Origin of the sequence: Bartonella sp. PS17NMGDW (assembly GCF_042193555.1) — a bacterium.
Lineage (GTDB): Bacteria > Pseudomonadota > Alphaproteobacteria > Rhizobiales > Rhizobiaceae > Bartonella > Bartonella grahamii.
Window position 1 is genome coordinate 300,537 of sequence record NZ_JBHILY010000001.1, and the last position, 24,609, is coordinate 325,145.

Here is a 24,609-nt window from a genome sequence, read left to right on the forward strand (position 1 = left end):
TGAAGGGGGGAGGATATGGCTCTACAATATAAATGGAAACAACATTGTTGGATACTCATGTTGAGCAGCTGTTTTGTGCAAGCTGCTGCTGCAAATGAGGGGGGGGCAGCACTTTTTTGTCAATCTTCAAGTTATGAAAATGATAAAGTATTTCAAGATCAATACAATGAGGATATGAAAACAGGCAGATGCATACTTGGAGCATCTAATGATGTTATTATAAGGATGCGCAATGAATTAGACTTTTTAAAAAAGCCTAGCGATTTTATCATGGATAAGGGCGCTAGAGTGTTTGCGAGTCAACAGGAGCTTGACAGCAGTCATCGTGACAATGCTGGATATAATGCACAAGAACAAAATACTGCGTTTCTTAAAAAGCCTGAACTTATCTCCATTAAAGATGGGGCAATGTTAGAAAATTATATCCTTGATAATGAAGGTAAAGCATACATTTCAAATGATGGTGAGATTAATAGTCCAGGGCGATCCATTAATAACACTGTAAGGAATGGTGCAGAGCTTTATGTGTATGCAGGAGGACTCAGTGAGAATAGTAAAATTGAACATGGTGGAATTGAAAATGTCGAGGCTTTAAAGGGGAAACAAGGCTTTTCGAAAAATGCTGTCGTTAAAGAAGGTGGACAACAAAGTGTTGGAAATGGAGGAAAAGTAGAGGGGACTAAAATTTATGGTGGTGAGCAACTTGTTTTCGGGGAGGGGGATGTTGGAGGAGAGGTTAAAGGGAGTAGTGCTTCTCATACTGTCATTTATGGTCAAGATGAAATACTAGGCCAACAAAAAGTATATGATGGCGGAAAAGTTTGGGATACGAAAGTTATGCGAGGGGGCGTACAAGAGGTTGGAAAAAAATCTCAAAGTGCTAAAAATGGTGGTTTTGCATTTGACACAGAAGTTTTTGGCGGTGGTAAACAGCGTATCTTAAAAGGCGGTAAGGCTATTGGAGTTACTTTAAATGAGAGCGCTATTCAGGAAATATATTCTGATGGATCTGTAAAAAATCTAACAATGAATGATGAAACAAAATCATGGGTGCATGCTGGGGCAACATTAGAAGGCAAGACACAGGTAAATCATTCTGGGCAGATTCATCTTTATGCTGGGAATGATCAACATCGTACCATAGTAGAAGATATTATTTTAAATGGAAAAGATACAAAACTGTATTCTATTACTGATGAGTTTGATGGAAAAAGTTCTTTGATACAAAAATTAAGTGGTGAAGGGAGTGTTATTTTTTCGTTTACAGGTTCTGATCCATATTATTCTCAGCTTCATGTGAATAATCTTTCAGGAAATTTACATTTCGCGTTCAATACGACGATTGCTCATAACCGTGGTGATTATCTCTTGGTTGAGAAAGGCGCTGGGAAACATACAATAAGTGTTGCTGATTCTGGAGTTGAAATCACGGATCCTTTTTCAAATAAGCGTGATTTAATTAGGGATAAAAGTGGTGGCGCACATTTTACGTTGACAGATCTTAAGGGTGACAAAATTAACGCCATTGATGGTGGAACGTATATGTATGATTTGAAAGAAAGAAAGGATGAAAATGGAAAAGTTTGGTTTTTATCGGCAGACCGCCTCAGTGGACCAGAGCCTTCTATGCCAAATCCGACAGATCCTTTTTTTCCTGGTGAAACATCAACAACCCCCTCTACAGATGCAGTGTTAACGTTGTCCGTAGTTCCTGGACTTATTTTTAATAATGAGTTGCAAGTTGTACGGAATGGTAGAAAAATTTGGGACAGAAATAAGAAAGATATCGAACTATGGACTTATGGGATTAAGAGTAGAGAACGTGTTGCGACAGGCCATACACACTTTAAGCTTGGGCAGACAGGTTTAGTCTTTGGTGCTGATCAGTTGAGTGAATTAAGGCATGGAGAGTTGTATGTTGGTGGTTTCGGTAGTTATGATCAAGCACGTGTTTCTCATGCACGAGGTGGTGACAGCGATTTGAGCTCTTATAGCATTGGAACTTACGCAACTTATTTTGATCATCGTGGATGGTATATGGATGGTGTTTTGAAATATAATTATTACCGAGATAATTTAAAAGCCATCTCAACGAATAATTTAGCTATTCAAAGTCATTACAATCAGTGGGCGATAGGTGGATCATTTGAGATTGGCTGTTATTTTGAACCGGCACAGAATACTTGGATGCAGCCTTATATCAAGCTAACAGGTTTGCAGGTTGAAGGTAAAAAAATAAAACTTTCCAATGGAATGATAGGTGATCTAAGTCCATTAACTTCATTCCGCAGTGAAGTTGGATTAACTGCAGGACATGAATTTTTTGTGAATTCAGAAACTTCATTAACAGCTTACATTATGGCAGCTTGGTTGCGTGAGAATATAAATAATAATTATACGACAATTAATAACCAGTACAAATTTATTACAGATTTATCAGGCAGTGCAGGTAAATTGGGAATTGGTTTAAACGGCTCGGTCAATGATAAACTGACACTTTATGCGGAAGCACATTATCTGAAAGGACATAAGATTAAGAATGCTCTTCAAGGTATTTTAGGATTACGCTATAGTTTCTAAATATGTGTGTACACGGCTGATTAACTTTATGAATGTAATTGCTTTGCATGCTTAAACAGATAACGCTCGATTTTGTCTTCTCGAGAGTGTAGAGATCTTCTTAAACAGTAAGGATATTTTTATACTCTCCTTTGAAGGCACGAGCGTTTTTTTCATCTATAACCTCAAATATTGAAAATTGTTCCTTGAACTCAAGTAAACAATTTGAATTTTATTCAGATTTTCTGCCTTAAGTTAGAACTTTCTAGCTGCTTATAGATACACAACTTAAAGTTGTTTATATTAAAAAAATACACTTAAAAAGTGTTTTTAAACATAAATAAAACACATTACGATACAATCTAAGACGAGTTACCTACGTAGCCGTGGGATATTTTTCTAAATAATTGAGAGTGGAGTGTCGATAATGCAGTATAAACATAAGTTAAGTTTCTCAGTATTGATGATCAGTAGTTGTCTTGTACAAGTTGCAAGTGCAGTTGAAAACAGGAATGGAGAGCTAACAAGAGCAACACATGTGCGAAATAGAGAAGAGGAACAAAAAAAATTAGAACAGATTGCTAGTTTTTTTAAAAATAATATTACGATTGAATATGGTGATGTAGAGCTTGTTGAAAATGGAAAAACTTCTGTAGGTTCCACTATTAAAAAAGGAGGGATGCAAATAGTTACACGTGCAGGAATTGCAATGAACGCCAAAATTTTGGGAGGTCAGCAGTTTATTCATGAAGAGCCAAATATTGATCTTACACTCGTGGTTAGACGAAGTAGTGCATATAATTCCACAGTTACTGGTGGAGATGGAGCAATAGGGCAGCAGAATGTGTATGATGGGGCAGAGACTTGGTATACGAAAGTGGGAAAAAATGGAGAACAAAATCTTTATGCGGGGCAAAGAAAAGAAGGGGGGAGAGCAATGTTTACAGAAGTTTCTGGTAATGGTAGACAGCACGTCTTAGCACTAGGGGAATCTTTGTCTACTACTTTGAAGGATCAAGCTATTCAAGTTGTATATCCTAGAGGGTTTGTGAATAGTTTAACAATTACAGATTCTGCCAAATCGTGGCTACATGTTGGTGTACAAGAAGTCGTTGGAGAAGTAAGGATCAATGGTGGCGGAGGACTTTATTTATTTGCTGGTGATTCAACAAACCATATCACCAAGAAAAGCATTCCTATAGAAAGAAAATCTGACGAAATAATAAAACCTGATGAAATAATATTTGAGATTGGTGAACGGGATACCCAGCATAAACCTCAGATTAAAATTAAAGATTTAGGTGGTAATGGAGGGACTGTTACTTTTACTTCTATTCCGTATGATCCACGACATATTTCGCTTCATGTTGAGAAACTTTCAGGGGATTTACATTTTCGTTTTAATATAAATGCTATGGGAGATTATAATAGCGATTATTTGTTGATCGATAATGGTGCCGGTAACCACAAAGTAAGTGTTACAGATTCTGGTCGGGAAATTACAGATTCTCTCCTACAAAGGAATGGTTTAGTTAGCGGAGTCAATTTAATTACCGATAAAAGCCAAGAGGGAGGAGCTAATTTTACTCTGGCAGACCTTTCGGGAACGGACATTACAGCTGTCGATGGTGGAGTCTATCAATATCAATTGCTGAAGAGAGATAGATGTGCTGATTCTAGTGGTAGTGCTACAATTTGGTATTTAGGAAGAGCCTCTGAAGGTACGACACGTTCGGATACTGAGGTACAGTGTGTGAATAAGAAAGAGAAGACTCCTCTTCCATTATCTGCAAGGAGTCGTACGCAGTCTGGTCAAGCTCCCTCTTCTGGAGGGAAAAATACCAGTCCTCGTCCACCTACTAAAAAAGAGATGCCCAAGCAACGTCCTCCACGTCATTTAAGAGGGGCACAGAATGTCTCTAGTGTTTCGGTATCTCCCTCTCAAGAAAATCGCACTCATGTGAAGTCTCCTCCAACAAGTTCTCTTCATTTTTCTGATGGAAAGCAACCTGCTGTTGTTTCAGAATCTTCACAATCGTTAGCCGATCAAATGATTTTGCGTCCAGTTCATAAAGAACAACCTTCTCCACAATTGAGAGAGACGCTTTCAGTTTCTCACTTTTTAACCACTCCCTCTACAGATGCGGTATTGTCTATGTCTGTGGCTCCAGCGATGGTTTTTCACAATGAAATGCAAACCGTGCGTGCGGGAAGAGGAATTCTAGATAAAAGTAACAAGAATGCAGCTTTATGGACCTATGCGATCAAGTCTAAAGAGAGTATTGCTACAGAGCATATAGATTTTAAGTTGGATCAGACAGGTATTGTTTTAGGGATCAATAGTTTAAGCGAGTGGGAAAATGGAGAATTTTATATAGGTGGTTTTGGCAGTTATGACCGCGCGCGCATTGCGCATGCACGGGGTGGTATAAGCGGTATTAATACTTATGGCATTGGCGCTTATGTTACTTATTTGGATCATAGTGGTTGGTATCTCGATGGTATTTTAAAATATAATCATTATCAGAATACTCTAAAGGCCGTTTCAACGAATGGTTTAGGGATTGAAGGAAGTTATAGGCAATGGGCGGTGGGTACTTCCTTTGAAGCAGGTTATCGACTTAAGACGTCAAAGAGCAGTTGGTTGCAGCCTTATGGACAATTTACATGGTTGCAAGTTGAAGGTAAAGAAATCAAGTTATCAAATGACATGATAGGTGACATGCGTCCATTCACTTCATTACGCAGTGAGGTTGGCATATCTTTAGGATATGAATTTGGTTCTCGTATGGATTCCTCATCACTTGCGTATATTACAGCAGCATGGTTGCGTGAGCATAAAGATGACAACCATACATTGATTAATCAACGGCATTCATTTACCACTGACTTATCGGGTAATGCAGGTAAGTTAGGAATCGGTTTGAGCAGTTTAGTGAGTGAGAAGTTAAAGTTATATGGTGAGGCACATTATGTTAAAGGACGTAAAACAAAACAGTCCCTTCAGGGTATTTTAGGTGTACGCTATAGTTTCTAATTATATGGTTATTTTTTGATTGATCTCAATGTGTGTAGAAGGATTTTCAAACCTAGATCGAAGTATCTAGGTTCATCCTCTTTAAAGAAGAAGGCTTTCAAAAAGGTATATATTTTGCATGTTTGGCTTTTCTTATGACTTCAATGATAAATTTGATGAGAGGCATTTAAGATTATACAAGAAGGTTCAATGTTTATTGAGAGTCGGTAGCGCATCTTTATGATGGGATGAGAAATTACAGGTATTTCTATCAAAGTTTTCTTTATAATTCATTCTATATTTTTGAGAATTTGTGTAGATTTTTGCAGAGTCACTTGGCAAATCGCTTCTTGCTCGCTATAGAAATGGCGAGAGAATATTATAAATGAAATAAAGGTGGTTAAATGGCTTTAGAGCGTACTTTTTCGATGATTAAACCAGATGCAACCCGTCGTAATTTGACTGGCGCAATTACTAAAATGCTTGAGGATGCGGGCTTGTGTGTTATTGCGTCTAAACGTGTCTGGATGAGCAAACGTGAGGCTGAAAATTTTTATGCTGTTCATAAAGAACGCCCTTTTTTTAGTGAATTGGTTGAATTCATGTCTTCTGGTCCAACTGTTGTACAAGTTTTGGAAGGCGAAAATGCAATAGCTAAAAACCGTGAAGTAATGGGGGCTACGAATCCTAGTGATGCAGAAGAAGGGACAATTCGTAAGGTTCATGCTTTATCGATTGGCGAAAATTCTGTCCATGGATCCGATAGCGCTGAAACGGCAAAAACAGAAATCGCCTTTTGGTTTTCTGAGGTAGAAATTGTTGGTTAATCAAGAGTTTATAATAATAAAGCGTTTATAAGAAGCAAAAATCCGAAACACTATATTTCGGTTTTTTGCTTATGAGATTATAGACTTTTTTGAAAGCATAGGGAGCATTCATCGTTGTTAGCATTTAATATTGCAGCTGCTTTTGCAAGAATATAAAATCTATTTACTCTTTTTTTGAAGAGCTTTTATCTACATGCCACCCTTACTTGTAATGTGCAAAAGAGCGTTTTATTGATTTATCATTAATAGATTTAAAATGAATCAATTTTATGCTATTTTCGTCTTTTATTTAAGTGCAAAAAGATAAATTATCATTATAAATCTCCATACTATTCATAGGATAACGTGTTTTAAACCTGCACGAAAATAATCCCATCCTGTCCACAATGTAAGGAGGGCAGAAATCCACAGCATAGTAATGCCGAACTCTATTGTGTAAGGGAAAATTTTATTACCGGCTGGTCCAGCTAAAAGAAATACAATAGCGATCATCTGTACAAAAGTTTTCCATTTTGCAAGACGAGAGACAGGAACACTAACTTTTAACTCAGCCAAATATTCACGTAATCCTGATACAAGAATTTCTCTGCAAAGAATGATAATAGCTGCCCATAGTGTCCACCCAGCGATGGTACTGTCTGCGGCAAGCAAGAGCAAACAAGCAGAGACGAGAAGTTTATCAGCAATTGGATCTAACATGCGACCAATATTGGATGTTTGTTCCCAAATACGAGCAAGGTAACCGTCAAGAAAGTCAGTAATGGATGCAACGATAAAAATGGACACAGCAATCCAGCGAGTGATATCACTTGATTGTAATCGCCCTTCTAAAAAAAAGCATGCAACAACCATTGGGACTGCGACAATTCGTGCATAAGTTAAAATATTTGGAAAAGAAAAAGTATGATTTTTCATGGAGCCATTTTTAATTCTTGTGAAAGAGAATATATTTCCTAAACGTAACAAGGCAAAGGTTATGAAACAAGCCTATTTTTCATGAAAATGGTTATGAATTTTTTGTGCAATTGTCATAGAAATTCCCGTAACTTTTTTTAAATCTTCAAGTGAGGCACTAGCAATAGCCTTGGCACTTCCAAAATGATGAAGCAACGCACGCTTTCTTGTCGGACCGATATTTTCGATTTCATCAAGTGGGTTTTTGAATGTTTCTTTTTTTCGTTTTATCCTATGAGCTCCAATCGCAAAACGGTGTGCTTCATCACGCAGACGTTGCAAAAAATAGAGGATAGGATCACGTGGAGGAAGTGTAAAGGGGGGGATACCTTTTATAAAAAATCGTTCACGTCCCGCATGGCGGTCAACACCTTTGGCGATTCCAACAACTGTGAAGAGGTCATTTAATTGTAATTCAGCAAGTATTGCATGTACGCTGTTGATTTGTCCTTCACCACCATCGATTAAGATAAGATCAGGCCAAATGGGAAAAAGATCATTATCTTTTATGTCATGACTTCTATTTGACTGATCATGCTCTTTTATAAGGCGTGAAAATCTTCGTTTAATCACTTCTTTCATCATGCCAAAATCATCGCCAGGCGTGATATCTATTGAGCGAATGTTGAATTTGCGATATTGATTTTTAACAAATCCCATTTGACCAGCAACAATCATAGCACCTACAGCATTTGTTCCCATGATATGAGAATTATCATAGACTTCTATCCGGCGTGGAGGAAAAGGTAGTTGGAATGTTTTGGCAAGACCTTGAAGCAATTTTGTATGAGTGGCTGTTTCAGAAAGCTTATGTTCAAGTGCTTCATGAGCATTGAGATAGGCATGATTAACAAGAGTTTTCCGTTCACCTTGTTTGGGTAAAGAGAGAGACACTTTGTGATTTGCTTTGAGACTCAATGCTTCTGTAAGAAGTGTCTTTTCTTCAATTTCTTCAGATAAAAGGATGCTTTTGGGAAGTGGTTTATCATCGTAAAATTGAGCAAGAAAACTCGCTAAAATTTCAGTACAGGAAAAAGAGGGATCTGCTTTAGGAAAATAGGCACGGTTTCCCCAATTTTGCCCCATGCGAAAAAAGAACACTTGAATACAGGTCATTCCTTCTTTTTGCGCAATTGCAAATACATCCGCTTCTTTTATCGTTTGAGGATTAATACCTTGATGGCTTTGTATATGAGAAAGGGCTGATAAGCGGTCACGATAGGAAGCTGCTTGTTCAAAATCAAGATTTTCTGCGGCTTTATGCATAGCTTGAACCATATTACTTTTAACAGATTGATCTTTTCCCGAAAGGAACGCTTTTGCTCCCCTCAGCAGTTCTTTATAATCATTGTCACTAATTTCATGGGTACAAGGTGCGGAACATCGCTTAATTTGATAAAGCAAACAGGGGCGTGTACGGTTTTCAAAAACTGAATCAGTACAGGTTCGTAATAAGAAGGCGCGTTGTAAAACATGAACTGTTTGTGTCACTGCACCAGCAGAAGCAAAAGGACCAAAATAGTGAGCTTTTCGTGTTCGGGCACCACGATGTTTGTAAAGTCCAGGCACTCGATGATCATCTGTAATCATAATATAAGGGAAACTTTTATCATCACGTAGTAATACATTAAAATGTGGATGCAATCTTTTTATGAGATTGGCTTCTAAAAGGAGTGCTTCTGTTTCTGTATGGGTGACGATAAATTCCATATGATATGTTGCGCGAATCATGCGGGTAATACGATTATTGTGTCCTTGTTCACGCGTATAGTTTGAAACACGTTTTTTGAGATTACGAGCTTTGCCAATATAGAGAATATCACCATTTTTACCAATCATCCGGTAAACCCCTGGCTTATGCGGAAGGTGTCTAACAAACTCTTGTATGAATTTGACACCTTGGAATTGATTTTTCTCATTATTTTGATTGGCATTATTCCATGTAATGTTAGAGAGAAAAGAAAGCTTTTCCCGCTCATTTTGCGGACAATTTGTATTATTTTTCAGGACCATTCCGTTTATTAAGAATATGCTTGTTGTTTAATATATGAAATATTCTTTTTTATTAAATAATGATTATTTATATCCTTATAATTTTTTCTATAAATAATATCTTATAGCATAAGAGTATGATTTTAGAGAGCCGATTTTTCATAAAAAATATGAGAGTTGTTATTCTAAAATAGTTTTATGAATTTACTCAATTTATCCACTAAAATGATTGGAATAGGAAATTCATGATGATCAAAAAGATAGACGTTCTTTTTGAAGCCACTTATGCGTTATTTGGGCGTTTTCATCTTGTCCCAGACGGTTGATAAGAAAGGGGCTGAGTTTTTTCATTTCTTCTTCCAAAAGATAAGGAGGGTTAATAATAATCATACCACTTCCATTCATTGTCGGTGGACTTGAGCTTTTTCGGATACGCATTTCAAGCTGTAGAATCTTAGGAATTCTAGTTTGATAAAGCGCGTGAAGAAAACTTTCAATTTCTTTATCATATTTAACAGGATACCATAAAGCGTAGATCCCTCCAGAAAAGCGACGATAGGCTTTCATTAATCCCTCAATAAGGCGGGAAAATTCTCCAGTTTTTTCAAAGGGAGGGTCAACAAGGATAAAGCCACGTTTTTCTTTTGGTGGTACATGAGCGTTTAAGGAAAGCCAACCATCTAAATGCAGAACTTTTGTCTGATAATCTCCGGCAAAGTTTTTTGCTAAAATATGATAATCTTCGTTGTGCAATTCTATTGCGGTGAGGCGATCTTGTTTCCGTAATAATTGACGAATAAGAACAGGAGATCCAGGATAAAATACAATTTCTTTTTCCCCTTTATTAAGGGCATCAATGATATCACACCATGGACAAAGGAGTGCTCTTAAATCTTCTGGGATAGGAGTTGAAAAAAGCCGTTGGACACCTTCGCGCCACTCTCCTGTTTTATGTGCTTCTAAAGAAGAAAGGTCATAAATACCGATTCCAGCATGCGTATCTATAACGCGAAAAGCTTTTTCTTTGCGTTTGAGATATTCTACAATGCGAGTGACAATAATGTGTTTAAAAACATCAGCAAAATTGCCAGCATGATAAATATGCCGATAATTCATGGAATAAACTCTATCATATGTATAACTGTACCGGATTATTAGCATAGAATATTAGAATTGATATCCATAAAAATACTCTTATAGAAATCAAATAATACCCTCACTCCCAAATAATACCCTACAGAAAAATATTAATGTCATAGGAGCATTTATTCACTGGGCTATTTTCATATTATGAGATTCATCATTAAGATCTTAAATTTTTTTATATGAAAAATAGATAGGGAGAGGGCAAACATTTCAATAGAGATAGTTATGTTGTAAGAGAAGTTTCTTATGATCGCGGACTCTTTCAGGAAAACTATAAAAGACAAGCAATTAACGAGAATATTAGTGAAGTTTGTTAAAAAATTTAAGGTTATCTTTCAAATTCATTCATAAATTTACTTGTTTAAAGATTAAAGAATTTAAAATGCTTGATAAAAACATTGTTACATTTATCAGTTTTTTTAGCGAGCGTAAAATTATGGATAGAGCAATAAAGTGCTGGTATTATAGTGATAGATTTTTATAAAAGTGTGGATGAATCTCATTGGTTTAAGCGAAACCCAAGCTTTATATTATACATGCTAAATGGCTAGATTATTGTGTATGGTGCTAAAACAAAACTTTTAAAAAGTGATATGTTCTCTGCAAGCGATCTCAATAAAATGAGGGGTTTTTAACTAAAGTAAATAGGTGTATCTATCTCTAACACTGTATTATCTAGCGGCTTTATGAGATAATCTTATGAAAAGACTAGGATAAGAAATTCTTTTACATGGATTGTGCTTCGATTCCATGCTTTTGATTGGATGTAATTTTCTATTAATGCCCATTCTGTTTTCAATACTGAGATAAGTTAAGCACATGATATTATGAGAACGCATGCCCAGAATCCGGAGACTTGTAATAGTTAGGGCATGCAGCGGTTCAAAGAGCTGGTTATATGGAGGTATTTTACTGAATAAAGGCGCAAGCTGGTACCATTTTTATTTTTTAGTATTGGCCATACCTCTTGGCACTTGACCTGATTCATAAAGTGCATTTTTACTCTTTCCGCGAATAGTTTTTATCCACACGTCAGATATTTAATTGAATGCGATGATGGCTTATATTTCGTATTGTATATGGAATAATGGATGATAAAATTCCCACCAACGCAAAGAATAAATCTTATGCGTAAGATGATAGTTTTTAAAGAGACTGATGATGTGTCAAGAAAGTTTTTTAGAGATTTTTCTTTCTGAATTTTTTAATTGAATACGTAAATTTTTTTACAGCATGGTATGTTTTTTATCAGTAATGGATAATTTGGAGGAAATATTTGTAATGATACGTACAACATTGTTTAAAAGGAAAGACATGAGCTATAGTATTTACAGGAAGATGAGTAACTAAGAGATCAGATGAAGTTATTTTAGAAAAGTTTTTAAGCTTTTTTAATTTTATATGAAGCGGTTTATCATTTTTGAATGGTTTGTGTTATAATACGCTAAGAAGGGATGAGATGATAAAAAGTTCTTTTGCAATAAAAGCGTGTGATTGTTTTTAAGTTAAGAAGAAAATATATAATTAAGATATTATATTTGATACATTCTTCAGAGGAAGCATGAATAAATGAAATCAAATTTAAAAGCATAAAGTTAGAGAGAGTAATGGGTAATATTTTTTCACCAACGCATTTAATTATAATTTTACTGATTATCTTTGTGCTTTTCGGTCGCGGTAAGATTTCTGAATTAATGGGCGATGTTGCTAAGGGAATTAAAGCCTTCAAAAAAAATATGAAGGAAGAAGATGATGGCATTGAGGATAAAGTTGAAATGGCTACTACTTCCCAAATAATTGATGTAGAATCTCAACAATCTCAGCCATTATCGGTAAAACATGTAACAGCGCGCAGAAAGGCTTCTTCTGCTTCTAAAAGAAGCAAAACATCTGTTGCTAAAAAACAGCGTGTCAAATAACAAAAACGTAATCATCATTGTGCGTTATTTTTTGATGAGGAAGTCGAATTAAGAGATGTTTGGGATTGATGGACCAGAGTTTGTCGTAATCTTACTTGTTCTCATCATTGTTGTTGGACCGAAAGATTTACCTAAAATATTAAAGACAATAGCAAAGGTAAGAGCTCATATGTGTTTAATGGCAAAAGAGCTGCGTCATCAGTTTGATGATGCAATAAGACAAATCGAGCTCGATGATTTGCAAAAAACATATTCGGATATTAGCGATTCAAGCAAGAAGTTGACAGAGACTTTTGATCCCATTCAAAATACATTAGAAGATATCCACGATAATTTGGATGTTAAGGCAACACACCATAAATCAGAAAAAGGTAAAGATTTTTTGGAATGCGATCACAACGTAACCAATAAAGATATGACAGGATCTATAGCTTCTAAAGATAAAGAAGATGTGTCATGAATGTTAAGAAAGATGAAGTTGATGCCCATATGGCACCACTTTTAGAACATTTAATCGAACTTCGTCAACGAATTATTGCTGCCCTAGTTGCATTTATGATCGCTTTTATGATGTGTTTTCTTGTTAAAGATTATATCTTAAATTTTTTACTATGGCCGTATCAGTGGGCAATGAAAATAGCAGGGGGTAATCCTGAGGATATTCGTTTGCAATCAACGCAAGTATGGGAAACTTTTTTAACGAAGATGAAGCTTTCTGCTTTTGGGGGAATTATTTTATCTTTTCCCTATACGGCTTTTCAGTTTTATAGTTTTATTGCACCAGGGCTTTATAAAAATGAGCGTATGGCTTTTTTACCATTTCTCATTGGGGGGCCTATTTTATTTTGTATTGGGGGAGCGTTTGTTTATGGTCTATTAGCGCCAATAATACTATGGTTTAGCCTTTCTCAACAATTTCTTCCAGATGTTCATTTAAAAATAGAGTTTATAGTGCGTATTTCTGATTATTTGGGCTTTATGACATCATTTATCCTAATTTTTGGTTTGATTTTTCAATTACCTCTTGTCATCAGTCTTTTAACAAAAGTTGGATTTTTAACGTCTCATGATTTGGCGTCTAAACGAAAATGGGCTATTTTACTTTCTTTTATCATTGCGGCAATCATAACGCCGTCGGATTTTTTTACGATGTTTGCAGTGGCTTTACCAACGATAGCACTTTACGAGATTTCAATTTTAATTGCTTACAGTATAGAAAAGAGAAGAAAATCCGCTTAAGAAAAGTGTATAATCTTATGCGATAAGAAATTAATAAAAAAATATAAATGAGGAATTTTTATGCTTGATATTAAGTGGATTCGTGACAATCCTGAGAAATTAGATAAAGCACTCGTAAGTAGAGGTCTTGAGCCGCAAGCTGAGAGGTTAATACAACTTGATCTTGCACGTCGGTCGCATATTGCTAAGGTACAATTGGCGCAGGAACGTCGCAATGCGGTTTCAAAGGAAATAGGACAGGCTTTAGCGGTATCTGATCAGCAAAAGGCTGAAAGCTTTAGAGCTGAAGGTGAAGAGATTAAAATCTTTCTTTCCTCTGCAACAGCGGAAGAAAAACAGCTGACGGAGAGTCTTGAAAAAATTCTTTCAGCACTTCCAAATATTCCATTAGATGATGTTCCAGAAGGTAAAGATGAAAGTGATAATGTCGTCATTCGACATTTTGGTACACCTCCAACATTTAATTTTACACCAAAGGAACATTTTGATCTTGGTCAAGATCTCAAGCAGATGAATTTTGAACGAGCTAGTCGTTTGTCTGGAACACGTTTTACAATACTTTCAGGGGCGTTAGCACGGCTAGAACGGGCATTAGGTCAATTTATGCTTGATGTGCATGTCAATGAGCATGGTTATACAGAAGTCTCAATACCTTTTCTTGTTCGTGATGAGATTGTTTACGGAGCAGCACAATTGCCGAAATTTGCTGAAGACCTTTTTCGTACAACAGATGGTCGATGGCTTATTTCTACGGCAGAAGTGCCATTAACCAATTTGGTCAACAATGAAATTCTTGAAATATCAGATTTACCACTGCGATTTTCTTCTTTATCTCCCTGTTTTCGTTCAGAGGCGGGAGCAGCCGGTCGTGATACGCGCGGTATGTTGCGTCAGCATCAATTTTGGAAAGTTGAAATGGTCTCAATTACCAGTGAAGAGCAGTCTTTAATTGAATTAGAACGTATGACAGAATGTGCAGAAGATATATTAAAACGACTTGGTTTGCCTTTTCGCACAGTGGTTCTTTCTACGGGTGATATGGGGTTTGCAGCACGTAAAACCTATGACATCGAGGTTTGGCTTCCTGGTCAAGAATGTTATCGTGAAATTTCTAGCTGTTCAGTTTGTGGAGATTTTCAAGGTCGTCGTATGAATGCACGTTATCGTACAGAAGGCGATAAAAAATTGCATTTTGTTCATAGCCTTAATGGTTCTGGTACAGCTGTTGGACGTTGTCTTATTGCCGTGCTTGAAAATTATCAACAGGCTGATGGATCAATTGTTATTCCAGATGTTTTACAACCTTATATGGGAGGCATGCGTTGTATTACTGCTTAATTTTACGAAAGGAGAGACAATATGCGTTTATTGCCAAGAGGTGATAATATGCAAACGCAAGTTTTTGCCATTTTAAAAGAAGCAGTTTGTCAGTATAATAAAAGTGCACCTCCATTGGAGATTGAATGATACTATGGGGCAAAAGGGTATTTTACAATTTCGTGAGGAGTTAGCCGCTCTTGTACTGAAAATGCGTAGCAAAGGCATTGATGACGTGCGATTTTTTTCGGCATTAGAGAAAATTCCGCGTCAACAGTTTGTTTCTGCTCCTTGGTTTAATAGTGCTTATGATAATAAGGTTATTCCCCTTGAGTGTGGTGAATATATGGAACGTTTGGAAGAACAACTCTTAATTCTTTCGGCATTATCGTTGAAAAAAAGGCATCGCGTTTTAGAAATCGGTACAGGATCTGGTTTTTGTACTGCGCTTATGGCATGTCTGAGTGACCGTGTGACAACGATTGATCGTTATAAAACGCTTGTTGATTTGGCGCGCCAAAAATTTCAAACTTTAGGAATTGAAAATATTATTATACGGCAGATTGATGGAAGTCATAGTGTGACAGGCTTGGGATCATTTGATCGCATTCTTATTTGGCCATCACGTTTTGATGAACCCAAGGAATTTTTAGAACTTTTAGCTGAAAACGGAATTCTCATTCAGGCGATAGGACCTGACGAAGGGGTACAAACGGTGACGCGCTATACAAAAATTGGTAGTCGATTTGAGTGTTTAGAACTGTTCCAAGTGCGTTACCAACCTTTTATTAAAGGCATTGCGGAGATACTTTAATTTTTAAAAGCTAAGAAATTTCTGCAAATTGTCTATGTTAAATTCATTTTGATCTTATATAAAGATATTTATGAATAAAACATCTCATTTTAACTCTTCGGTAATTTAAAAAAGCTTTAATAGAGTGAGTTGATTATTGATGAGTGAGCAAAACGATGTGTCTAAAAGCTTTGGATAATATTTTCCAGCATAATTTTCAGAGAATAACTTTTTTAGCGGTGGTAACTATTGTTGCTGGTTGTAGTTCTGGTACACAGCGTTTTTCTAATATGTTCTCTCATCGTACGGTATCATCTCAATCAAATATATCGAGCACAATGTCTATAGATCCGCGAATGCTATCATACGGTAGTGGTATGATACAAAGCACTGAATTGCCGCCTGTGGAATCAAGCGATGATTCGTGGGGAGATGACAATTCTCCCTATAATTTTCCACATCAAGGTAGGATAACTTCTTCTGATGGTCGCGTTATGGGCTCCCCTCCACGTAATCTTGGAACTCTTTCTCGTTCACAAATGGATAAGTCTCCTATTTTTCGGCGGAATTCTTATATTGTCCAGAGTGGAGATACACTACTCAGTATTGCACGACAAATAGGGGTTAGTGTTGAGGCATTAAAATTAGCAAATGGTATAAACAGTAATTCCATTTATATCGGTCAGGTACTTGTTGTTCCAAGCAGGCGTACATTAGCAGCTTCAAATGCACACAATAATAACGATTGGACAGTGTCAAAAACAGAATCTGCAGCCCAATCTCAATTGATGTCCTCTATAAAAAACAAGAAGTCCTCTCCTATATATAAAGCTCCTGTAACAACGCCACCCCCTGCAAAGATGAACAAATCAAGTTCTGAGAAAAATTTTTCTAAACAGATGACGCAATTGAATCATGAGACTGGTTTGTCAAATACTGTTACGAATACAGATAATATGACGACTCCGCAAGCCACAGGAATTTCTAAGATGCGTTGGCCAGTACGAGGGCGTTTGTTAAGCCAGTTCGGTCAAAAAAAGGGAACAGTAATGAATCGAGGAATAGATATTGCAGTGCCGGAAGGATCTTCGGTAAAGTCGGCAGAAAATGGTGTTGTTATTTACGCGGGAGATGGATTAAAAGAGCTTGGTAATGTTGTGATGATTCGACATGAAAATAATATTATCACTATTTATGGATGTAACAGTAAACTTGTTGTTAACAAAGGACAAAGGATAAGACGCGGTGATGAGATTGCTAAATCTGGTGTTTCAGGAAATGTTAAAACGCCACGTGTCTATTTTGAGATGCGTAAGAATTCATTACCTGTTGATCCCCTTAAATATTTAGAAAACTAATTGATTGATGACTTTAAAATTTGAATAGCCTTACAGTTTATAGAAACTTCATGAAAAACAATTGATTTTCTTAAATCAATAACATTGCAGCAAAAAATCATTGGTTTAATCAGAGTATTTCGTTGGGGCGTTAGATATTACCATCTTTGTGTTTATGAAAGTGTAAGGCAATAGCATCATACTATTTGTCAGCTTTCAGTGTTCCAACTGCTCTTGCATTTGAGAGAAGCATGAAAAGAGATATTTCACGCTTTTCTTAAAAAGTTTTTATCTACAGGCTCATTTCATATGTGAGACGTGCAAGAAAATCGTTTTGATTAATTCAGAGGGTTTGAAATGAGAGTATTTTACTGTACTTAGATCTGTCATTCGATATCAAAAACGATGAATTATCTATATAAATTAAAGTTTTTTCATGAGAAAAATTATCTTGTATAATTTATTGAGTTAGTGAAAAATTCTATATTTTAGGATATATAACAGGGGAAAGTGAATCTATTTTAAAGATTTTTCTCATTGTATTTTGGTATTCTATCTCTTAAGGATTTATTGTATTTTTGTAAAGCTGTGATTAGATTATGTAGTTATTGCTTTTTATGATAAATTCTTTAGGAATTTTTTCTGTATCGGAATTTCATTTTAATAGAGTGGGAAATACCTGAGGTTTAACTATAGGAGATGAAAATGTTTATTACGAACGCTTATGCTCAAGTTGCAGGCGATGTTTCCGGTGGAATTTCATTTGCTAGCGCTGTCCCTCTCATTTTAATTTTTGCAATTATGTATTTTTTTATGATTCGTCCACAGCGTGCTCAAATGAAAAAACGCCAAGAAATGCTTAATGCAGTACGTCGTGGTGATACAGTTATAACGGGTGGTGGTATCATCGGCAAAGTTACGAAGGTTCACGACGAGAGTGGTGAATTAGAGGTTGAAATTGGTGAGAGTATGAATATTCGTGTTATTCGCTCAACATTAGCTGATGTGCGCGTTAAAGGTGAGCCGATTGCAGAAAAAAAATCAAAGCTTAATGCTAAAACAAAAACACCACAAAAGTCTAAATCTAAAACGACAACGAAAGAAAATATGAGTGTCTCTAAAGAGAAAAAAGCTATATCAAAGGAAAATGCATCTTAAGGTGTAGTGGCAGTTTTAAGCATTTTTATAAAAAGCTTGGCAAGATCAGGACAATTTCATTGGAAAAATAGCTTTTATAGTGGCTACAGAAAATGGAGTTTTTGTTTCCTTGAGATTATTAAAATAGTTGCTTTATTTATAGAATATTACGCAATTTTTTTCTGTTTTTTAAACAAGATCATTGTTTCTATAAAAAGAAACTTGCGAGTAAATAAGCTGAGAAAACTTTTTAAAAGATAGATTTATTTAAGCAGGTATAGCTTTTGATTGCGGTTTATTATCAAATTTTCATATACTCGTTGTATGAGAAGATTAGGGTTTTATATAAAATTTCCACTTCAATACTAGGCTATGGTTAAGATATCAATGTTTGTATCAGCCTTCCTTTAATTTTATGGTGAGAAGTAGTAAAGACAATTGGATTATTCAAAAATAAAGGGTGCTTGTTCATGTTCGATGCAATTCAAATTCGTGAAGCGCATTTTCCAAGTCGCGCACCTATTGATGCTTATGGAAATGGTGGATTTCGTTTTGCTGATATGTCTCATAGAGGTTCTATTATTTGTGTACCATCAGGTATTTATGGCATTGATATGGCAGGACCTATTCCCACTCAAGAGGATATATCTCGTATTTTAGAAGAAGCTTCTGAAATCGAAGTTTTATTAATAGGTACTGGAATTGAATTATTGCGATTACCTGAAGAGTTACGGGTTCTTTTATGGGAAAAACGTATTTCATCAGATACAATGAGTACGGGAGCGGCGGTGCGTACATTTAATGTTTTATTGGCTGAAGATCGCGCTGTTGCGGCATTATTATTTGCGGTAGAATAGAGTATTGTTTAATAAAAAAATTCTCTCATCTAGTATGAAAGAATTGTGTGATTACTTTACTGCGCCGTAAAATACCGTCGTTTAAAGTGGTGATATAAGGGGAATAAAATATACATAACTTAACGCATTAAGTGTTTTTAAATACAGCAGCAAGTATTCAGGGCAGAGCTTGTTCGTAGTTCAATGAATCACATGAGTGATCAACTCTTGGCACTTGAGGCAGTTCATAAGAGACATTTTTAATTCTTTCTTATACAGTTTTTACCTACAAGCCAGCCCTGCTTGTGACGTGCAAGGGAATAGTTTTGATTGAGTCAACATGGAATTGGTTTGAAATGAAAGCATTCTACGATATTTGGGATTCTAATTTAACATATAAAACAATAAATTATCATTATAAATAAATATGTTGATAGTAATAGAAACTCACCGAGAGCAATTGGATTTTTTACAAATTGGTATTGGTAAGAATCTTTGTCCTTTAGAATGGGGAGGAGGTCAATGATTTGATGAAGTTTTTATGATCAGTGCATTTTTATAAATAACATTGTCATCTATTCGGTGAAAAAGTGTTTTGCGTTGTTTGTTATTCTAATTTTCACTATGCATGTTACGATTAGTTTTTAACTTTTTTTACTGCAAATGAAAATTTGAAGTCTGATAAGATAAGTTTTATCAGAAAAGTTATTTATTTAATTTTTTTCTTTCTAAAACGAAAAGTGACTAGAAAAGAAATTTTAATTCATAATACAGTTAAGAGACACATTTAAAAATCTTATTTTCTGAGCTGTATTTGCTTATCCCTCATTTTTTAATATGAATAAAAAGAGGATATTAATTTCATTGCTAAAAAAGGGACGTTAATAGGTTCGAATGATAGGCTCTCTTCCTTATTGTCTTGATATTTTACGTACCATAGATCGTGATCGCTATATATCGGTTTTATTTGCGCCTAAAAAAAAGCGCCAAGCATTGGCTGCTCTTTACGTATTTAATGCTGAAGTTTCTCGTATTCGCGAAAGTGTACATGATCCACTCATAGGAGAAATACGGTTACGTTGGTGGTATGATTCTATTGCTCATGGTGAAATACAAACGAGTGGAAATAATCCGATTTTGAGTGATTTATTGAAAGCAATGACTCTTTTTAATTTACCTAAGACAGCTTTTTTACGTTATTGTAATGCACAAATTTTAGATCTTTATCACAATCCAATAGAAACGCTTCATGATCTAGAGCATTATTGTGGTGAGACAGCAAGCATAATTTTACAGCTTTCTTGTCAGATATTAGATCCTGATACTGCACAAGAGTTTACAGATATCTATGAACATGGAGGGATATCTCAAGGATTAAGTGGTGTATTGCGTCTTTTATCATTCATGCAATCACGATATCAATATTATTTACCTACTGATATATTAAAGGCTGTAGGAGTGAATAGGGAAGATTTGGAATCTCATCGTCTCAGTGATCAACAAAAGGGTCGTATTGTTGAAGCTATGGTAGCATTATCGCGCGATCATTATACCCAATTTCACGAGTATTCTTGTGCTTTACCTAGAGTTCTTAAGCCAGCTTTTCTTCCATTGGTCATTGTACCGGCTTCTCTTCAAAAAGCTATACAGCTGGGGGCTGAAATTTTTCAAGAGAATGCAACGTTGCCATTGATATATCGCTATTGGTTGATAACAAGGGCAGCAATAAGCGGCAATTTTCCAAAGATATTGTAAAAGAATATTACTATGTCGGAATGCGTAACATATAGACTGATTTTCTCATATGAAGATAAAAGGAACTATGGTGTTTCCAAACCATTTTTTGTTATAAAAAATGTTGATGTTTTGGTTGTTATGAGCGCAAAAGAATAAGAAATTTTATGATCTTGAAAATACGATGTATTTCTTTATCGGTAATATGTTTTATTCAGTGTATTGGAAGGGTGAGATGCAGAGAAAGAAAAATATGAGATAAAGCTCAATACATTGGTTTGTTTGATGAAAAACTTTTAAGTATGTTGATTGTATCTCATTTGCAAATGAAATAAAATTTCTATTTTATGAGAGAAGTTGTCTTGGCAGTCTATAAGTCTATAAAAAACTCTTATTTTTGAGAAATTATAAAATCATAATTGATGACTGTTATGATTTATGAATATATTGATTTATAATGATAATTCGTTTTTTCTCATATTGAATGAGAGTCTTGAATAGAAAAAGATTTCTTCATTTTTATAATGAATTTTAAAAATAGTTTTTTTGTATATTATAAGTTGGGTGTGTAAATGAAATCATTTAAAGAAAAAGCAATACGCTCCTTATGAATGAGTATTAAGAGTAGCAATATGATAAGCTATAAATGAATGACGATAGGGATGACATTTATAGCTTAATGGGTATAGCTTAGTGTGCGGCAACTTTTACAACCTTTGGATGGATAATATTTTTTAATGCGTTGCAAAAACGACTCTACATTCCGTTGACTATTTTCTCGCAAATCCATACATGCACTGATTTGCGAGAGAATTAATCATTATACAAATACTGATCCTAAGATATGGAAACAAGAGACCTATCTTACCTCTTCAACTATAGACGAAGAGTTGATGGAAACTTTATCGAATAAGTTCTTTAAATTATGCACAATCTTTTTATTGGAGAGCGTTAAAGATCTGATTATAATTTGTGCTATTAATTTCCAAAGGGTGTTCTTTATTGGCAACTTGTAGCATTTCTAGCTTGAGATCTTCTCTTATCATCATATCTATATTGGTGCGAACCTCAGTTGAAAGAGTATGAGGCGTGATATCTTGAGGCATGGTTACAGTCTTTATTTGATAAATGATACGGTTTGTTGAAACTGGACCTTTTATGATGCCATAATGACCTTTGGGAGCAGAAAATAATGCTTTAATCCCTTCAACGCCAAGGGGGGCAAATGAGTCTTGACGCCGGAGGGCTGGTGTTGTTTGTTTTGTAACAGCAAGGGTATGAGCAAGAGCAACAAGACTTTTTCCTTCCGTGAGCTGCTTGAGAGCATTTTGGGCTTTTTCATCAAGAAGACGTTGAATTTCCTCACTTTTCCATTGAGAAAGAACATCTAGCTTAGCCTCTTCAAGTGTCTTATCGCGGGCAGGAATAATTTTATCGACCTTATACCAGAGATAACCACCATTTTGAAAAGAGAGAGGATCAAGATCGACTCCTTCGTTTGATTGATAGATGGCATTCAGTAAAATATCTTTTTGAGGTAAATCCGTGAGTATTGCACCTTCAAGCGTTTTTCCCGTTTTATCAATGGTAATTGTGCGCAAAGATAACTTGTATTGATCAGCTAGCTCTTTGAGAGAAGCACCCTCAAAACGAGCATTTTCAATGGCTACATAATTGTTACGAATATCATCAGTAGCACGATTTTTGGCAAGTGTTTGGCGAATATTTTCTTCGACACTTTCAAAAGGAAGAGAGCTTGAGGGTTCAATATGTGTGACGCGAATGATAACAGGACCCTGTAAGTCATTTATCACAGGACTGACTTGGCCTTGTTGAAGTTCAAAAACTTCAGATGCTAGATGATTAGGAAGTTCATTTTCTGCAATAGGCCCTTTTTTTATGTCATTAAGAGTCTTTTTTTCAGCTTTTACCAGTTCATCAAAACTCAATCCATCAGCTATTTTTTTTACTGCATTATCGGCTTCTTCACGTGAGGGGAATCGCAGTTCCTCGAATGTACGCTTTTCAGGCGTTACAAAACGTGAAGCATTTTGTGTATAATAGGCTTTTGCCTCATCTGTTGAGATATCTTTAGGTTTTACAAAATTATTAAGTTCCATAGATAACAAAGAGACAGTGCGGTATTCTGAAGCACGAAATTGACTTTGATGTGTTTTAAACCATTTTTGTAGTGTTTCGTCATCAGGATCAGCAATTGTTTCCTTTTCTTTTAGATCAATAACGAGATAATCAGCAATACGCATTTCTCCTTGATAAAGAGCAAGTGCTTTATAAAAGAGATTTGGTGCTTTCATATCAGAGAGTAAAGCTGAAATAAGTTGGTTACGCTTTTCTTGTTTGGAGTAATAATTAAGAAAAGCACTTTCACTAATACGTAAATGCTGAAGATAGTTATAAAATAAATTTTTATCAAAAGTGCCATTTACTTGGAACATCTTATCAGAACCAATCGTATGAGCTATTGTATCTTTTGAAAGACTTATTTTCATTTTACGTACTTGTTCATCAAGCAATACATTTTGTTGTAATTGATTAAACACAAAAGCAGGAATTTGGTATTGCTGCATTTCATTTGCTGTAAACATACGTCCAAGATGAGCCGCCTGGGCTAAACGTGCACTTTGATCGGCAAGTGCGAGACGATAATCATCGACAGTTACTGTGGATTTTCCAGAAGTAATAAGATCTCTTTCACTTTTTTTGTGTAAATGCGGTACTCCCCATAAAAGAATGAAGCATAAGAGTAAAATAGCAAGGAAAATTCTGAAAATCCAAGAATTTGTAGCACTTCTTATGACGTCAAGCATTGTTCAATCCTATTTTTAACATAAATTATTACAAAAGCAGTAATAGAATTTGCAATAAAGAGACAAAAGATGCAAGCTTTAAAGACTTGCTTTCATGTTATAATTTGGTAACTACAGATAAACAATGTATTGTAAGAGCTCTTGAGGTGAAAATATGTCTCCAAATACTCGGCCTTTTCTTGCTGGAAATTGGAAAATGAATGGAACGGGTGAAACACTTGGAGAGTTGCGTGCTATTGCTACAGGCGTTAGATCTGATCTCAGTCATCTTTTTGAGGCGCTTATTTGTGTCCCAGCAACGCTTTTATCCCGTGCTTCTGATATGCTGGATGGCAAAAATCTCCTTTTGGGAGGACAAAATTGTCATTTTGATGATCATGGTCCCTATACTGGAGATATTTCAGCTTTTATGCTTAAAGAAGCAGGAGCAAGTCATGTCATCATTGGGCATTCAGAACGTCGTACAATGTACCAAGAAAATAATGCGATTGTTTGTGCCAAAGTGCAAGCTGCGTGGCGAGCAGGTCTTGTGGCTCTTGTATGTATTGGTGAAACATTGGAGGAGCGTAATAATAATAAAGTACTAGATATTCTCACGCAGCAGCTTGAAGAATCTTTACCAGATGATGCAACAGCAGAAAATACCATTATCGCTTATGAACCTGTTTGGGCGATAGGCACCGGCAATACAGCGACTCCAGAAGATATTGCAAAAGTACATCATTTCATTCGTGATAAGGTGCGCTCTCGTTTTAGTGATGAAGGCGATAAGATACGTCTGCTTTATGGTGGGTCCGTAAAGCCATCCAATGCATTTGAGCTTTTAAGCATTCCTCATGTTAATGGTGCTTTAATAGGTGGAGCAAGCTTAAAAGCGATTGATTTTTTAACTATTTGCGATGTTTGTCGTAAACTATAGTAGAGAAATTTTAGTTTCTCCTTGGATTGTGTGTTATTTATGTGTAAATAGCTATG

General features: G+C 35.7%; 17 protein-coding genes. 13 read left to right on the plus strand and 4 right to left on the minus strand.

Going from position 1 to position 24,609, the window contains the following annotated elements; translation table 11 throughout:
* The first annotated feature begins 15 nt into the window (after positions 1–15).
* The 3 genes from bafA (ACFIJK_RS01200) to ndk all read left to right on the plus strand — a co-directional run bounded on the left by bafA (ACFIJK_RS01200) (position 16) and on the right by ndk (position 6,402).
* The gene (gene bafA, locus ACFIJK_RS01200; protein ID WP_375625907.1) at positions 16–2,580 is read left to right on the plus strand and encodes a BafA family autotransporter; all 2,565 of its coding nucleotides are present in this window, start codon (positions 16–18) and stop codon (positions 2,578–2,580) included.
* 406 nt (positions 2,581–2,986) lie between these two features.
* The gene (bafA, locus tag ACFIJK_RS01205; RefSeq protein ID WP_375625909.1) at positions 2,987–5,596 is read left to right on the plus strand and encodes a BafA family autotransporter; all 2,610 of its coding nucleotides are present in this window, start codon (positions 2,987–2,989) and stop codon (positions 5,594–5,596) included.
* A gap of 383 nt (positions 5,597–5,979) precedes the next feature.
* Positions 5,980–6,402, plus strand: a complete 423-nt coding sequence (ndk, locus tag ACFIJK_RS01210; protein WP_375625004.1) for a nucleoside-diphosphate kinase — start codon at positions 5,980–5,982, stop codon at positions 6,400–6,402.
* A 333-nt stretch (positions 6,403–6,735) separates the two neighbouring features.
* On the opposite strand, the gene pgsA is transcribed toward ndk, so the two are convergent.
* The 3 genes from pgsA to ACFIJK_RS01225 form a co-directional block, all read right to left on the minus strand.
* Positions 6,736–7,317: a CDP-diacylglycerol--glycerol-3-phosphate 3-phosphatidyltransferase gene (pgsA, locus tag ACFIJK_RS01215; protein WP_375625003.1), complete on the minus strand. Its 582-nt coding sequence runs from the start codon at positions 7,315–7,317 to the stop codon at positions 6,736–6,738.
* Between the two features lie 72 nt (positions 7,318–7,389).
* Positions 7,390–9,369: an excinuclease ABC subunit UvrC gene (uvrC, locus tag ACFIJK_RS01220; RefSeq protein ID WP_375625912.1), complete on the minus strand. Its 1,980-nt coding sequence runs from the start codon at positions 9,367–9,369 to the stop codon at positions 7,390–7,392.
* Positions 9,370–9,600: 231 nt separating this feature from the next.
* A complete protein-coding gene (locus ACFIJK_RS01225) occupies positions 9,601–10,464 on the minus strand; it encodes a 23S rRNA (adenine(2030)-N(6))-methyltransferase RlmJ (protein WP_375625914.1) in 864 nt (287 codons plus the stop codon).
* Positions 10,465–12,101: 1,637 nt separating this feature from the next.
* Between ACFIJK_RS01225 and tatA the strand changes: the two genes are divergently transcribed.
* The 9 genes from tatA to ACFIJK_RS01270 all read left to right on the plus strand — a co-directional run bounded on the left by tatA (position 12,102) and on the right by ACFIJK_RS01270 (position 20,827).
* Positions 12,102–12,413 (plus strand): twin-arginine translocase TatA/TatE family subunit, encoded by a 312-nt coding sequence (tatA, locus tag ACFIJK_RS01230; RefSeq protein WP_273788360.1) that lies wholly within the window; start codon positions 12,102–12,104, stop codon positions 12,411–12,413.
* A gap of 55 nt (positions 12,414–12,468) precedes the next feature.
* Complete coding sequence (locus ACFIJK_RS01235) at positions 12,469–12,873, plus strand: twin-arginine translocase subunit TatB (RefSeq protein ID WP_375625916.1); 405 nt, start codon at positions 12,469–12,471, stop codon at positions 12,871–12,873.
* Positions 12,870–13,652: a twin-arginine translocase subunit TatC gene (tatC, locus tag ACFIJK_RS01240; RefSeq protein WP_375624998.1), complete on the plus strand. Its 783-nt coding sequence runs from the start codon at positions 12,870–12,872 to the stop codon at positions 13,650–13,652. Before ACFIJK_RS01235 ends, tatC begins: the two co-directional genes overlap by 4 nt.
* Before the next feature lie 60 nt (positions 13,653–13,712).
* The gene (gene serS / locus ACFIJK_RS01245) at positions 13,713–14,990 is read left to right on the plus strand and encodes a serine--tRNA ligase (RefSeq protein WP_375625918.1); all 1,278 of its coding nucleotides are present in this window, start codon (positions 13,713–13,715) and stop codon (positions 14,988–14,990) included.
* 133 nt (positions 14,991–15,123) lie between these two features.
* Positions 15,124–15,783: a protein-L-isoaspartate(D-aspartate) O-methyltransferase gene (locus ACFIJK_RS01250; RefSeq protein WP_012754986.1), complete on the plus strand. Its 660-nt coding sequence runs from the start codon at positions 15,124–15,126 to the stop codon at positions 15,781–15,783.
* Between the two features lie 155 nt (positions 15,784–15,938).
* Entirely contained in the window at positions 15,939–17,120 is a 1,182-nt protein-coding gene (locus ACFIJK_RS01255; protein WP_375625921.1) for a peptidoglycan DD-metalloendopeptidase family protein, read from the plus strand.
* 684 nt (positions 17,121–17,804) lie between these two features.
* Positions 17,805–18,257, plus strand: coding sequence for a preprotein translocase subunit YajC (gene yajC, locus ACFIJK_RS01260; protein WP_375625922.1), 453 nt, complete (start codon positions 17,805–17,807; stop codon positions 18,255–18,257).
* A 449-nt stretch (positions 18,258–18,706) separates the two neighbouring features.
* Positions 18,707–19,093, plus strand: a complete 387-nt coding sequence (locus ACFIJK_RS01265; protein WP_273723333.1) for an Mth938-like domain-containing protein — start codon at positions 18,707–18,709, stop codon at positions 19,091–19,093.
* 873 nt (positions 19,094–19,966) lie between these two features.
* Positions 19,967–20,827: a phytoene/squalene synthase family protein gene (locus ACFIJK_RS01270; protein ID WP_375625925.1), complete on the plus strand. Its 861-nt coding sequence runs from the start codon at positions 19,967–19,969 to the stop codon at positions 20,825–20,827.
* A gap of 917 nt (positions 20,828–21,744) precedes the next feature.
* Here ACFIJK_RS01270 and ACFIJK_RS01275 read toward each other — a convergent pair.
* Complete coding sequence (locus ACFIJK_RS01275; protein WP_375625927.1) at positions 21,745–23,634, minus strand: peptidyl-prolyl cis-trans isomerase; 1,890 nt, start codon at positions 23,632–23,634, stop codon at positions 21,745–21,747.
* Between the two features lie 154 nt (positions 23,635–23,788).
* Here ACFIJK_RS01275 and tpiA point away from each other — a divergent pair, with 154 nt between their 5' ends.
* The gene (tpiA, locus tag ACFIJK_RS01280; protein WP_375624990.1) at positions 23,789–24,553 is read left to right on the plus strand and encodes a triose-phosphate isomerase; all 765 of its coding nucleotides are present in this window, start codon (positions 23,789–23,791) and stop codon (positions 24,551–24,553) included.
* Positions 24,554–24,609: the final 56 nt, after the last annotated feature.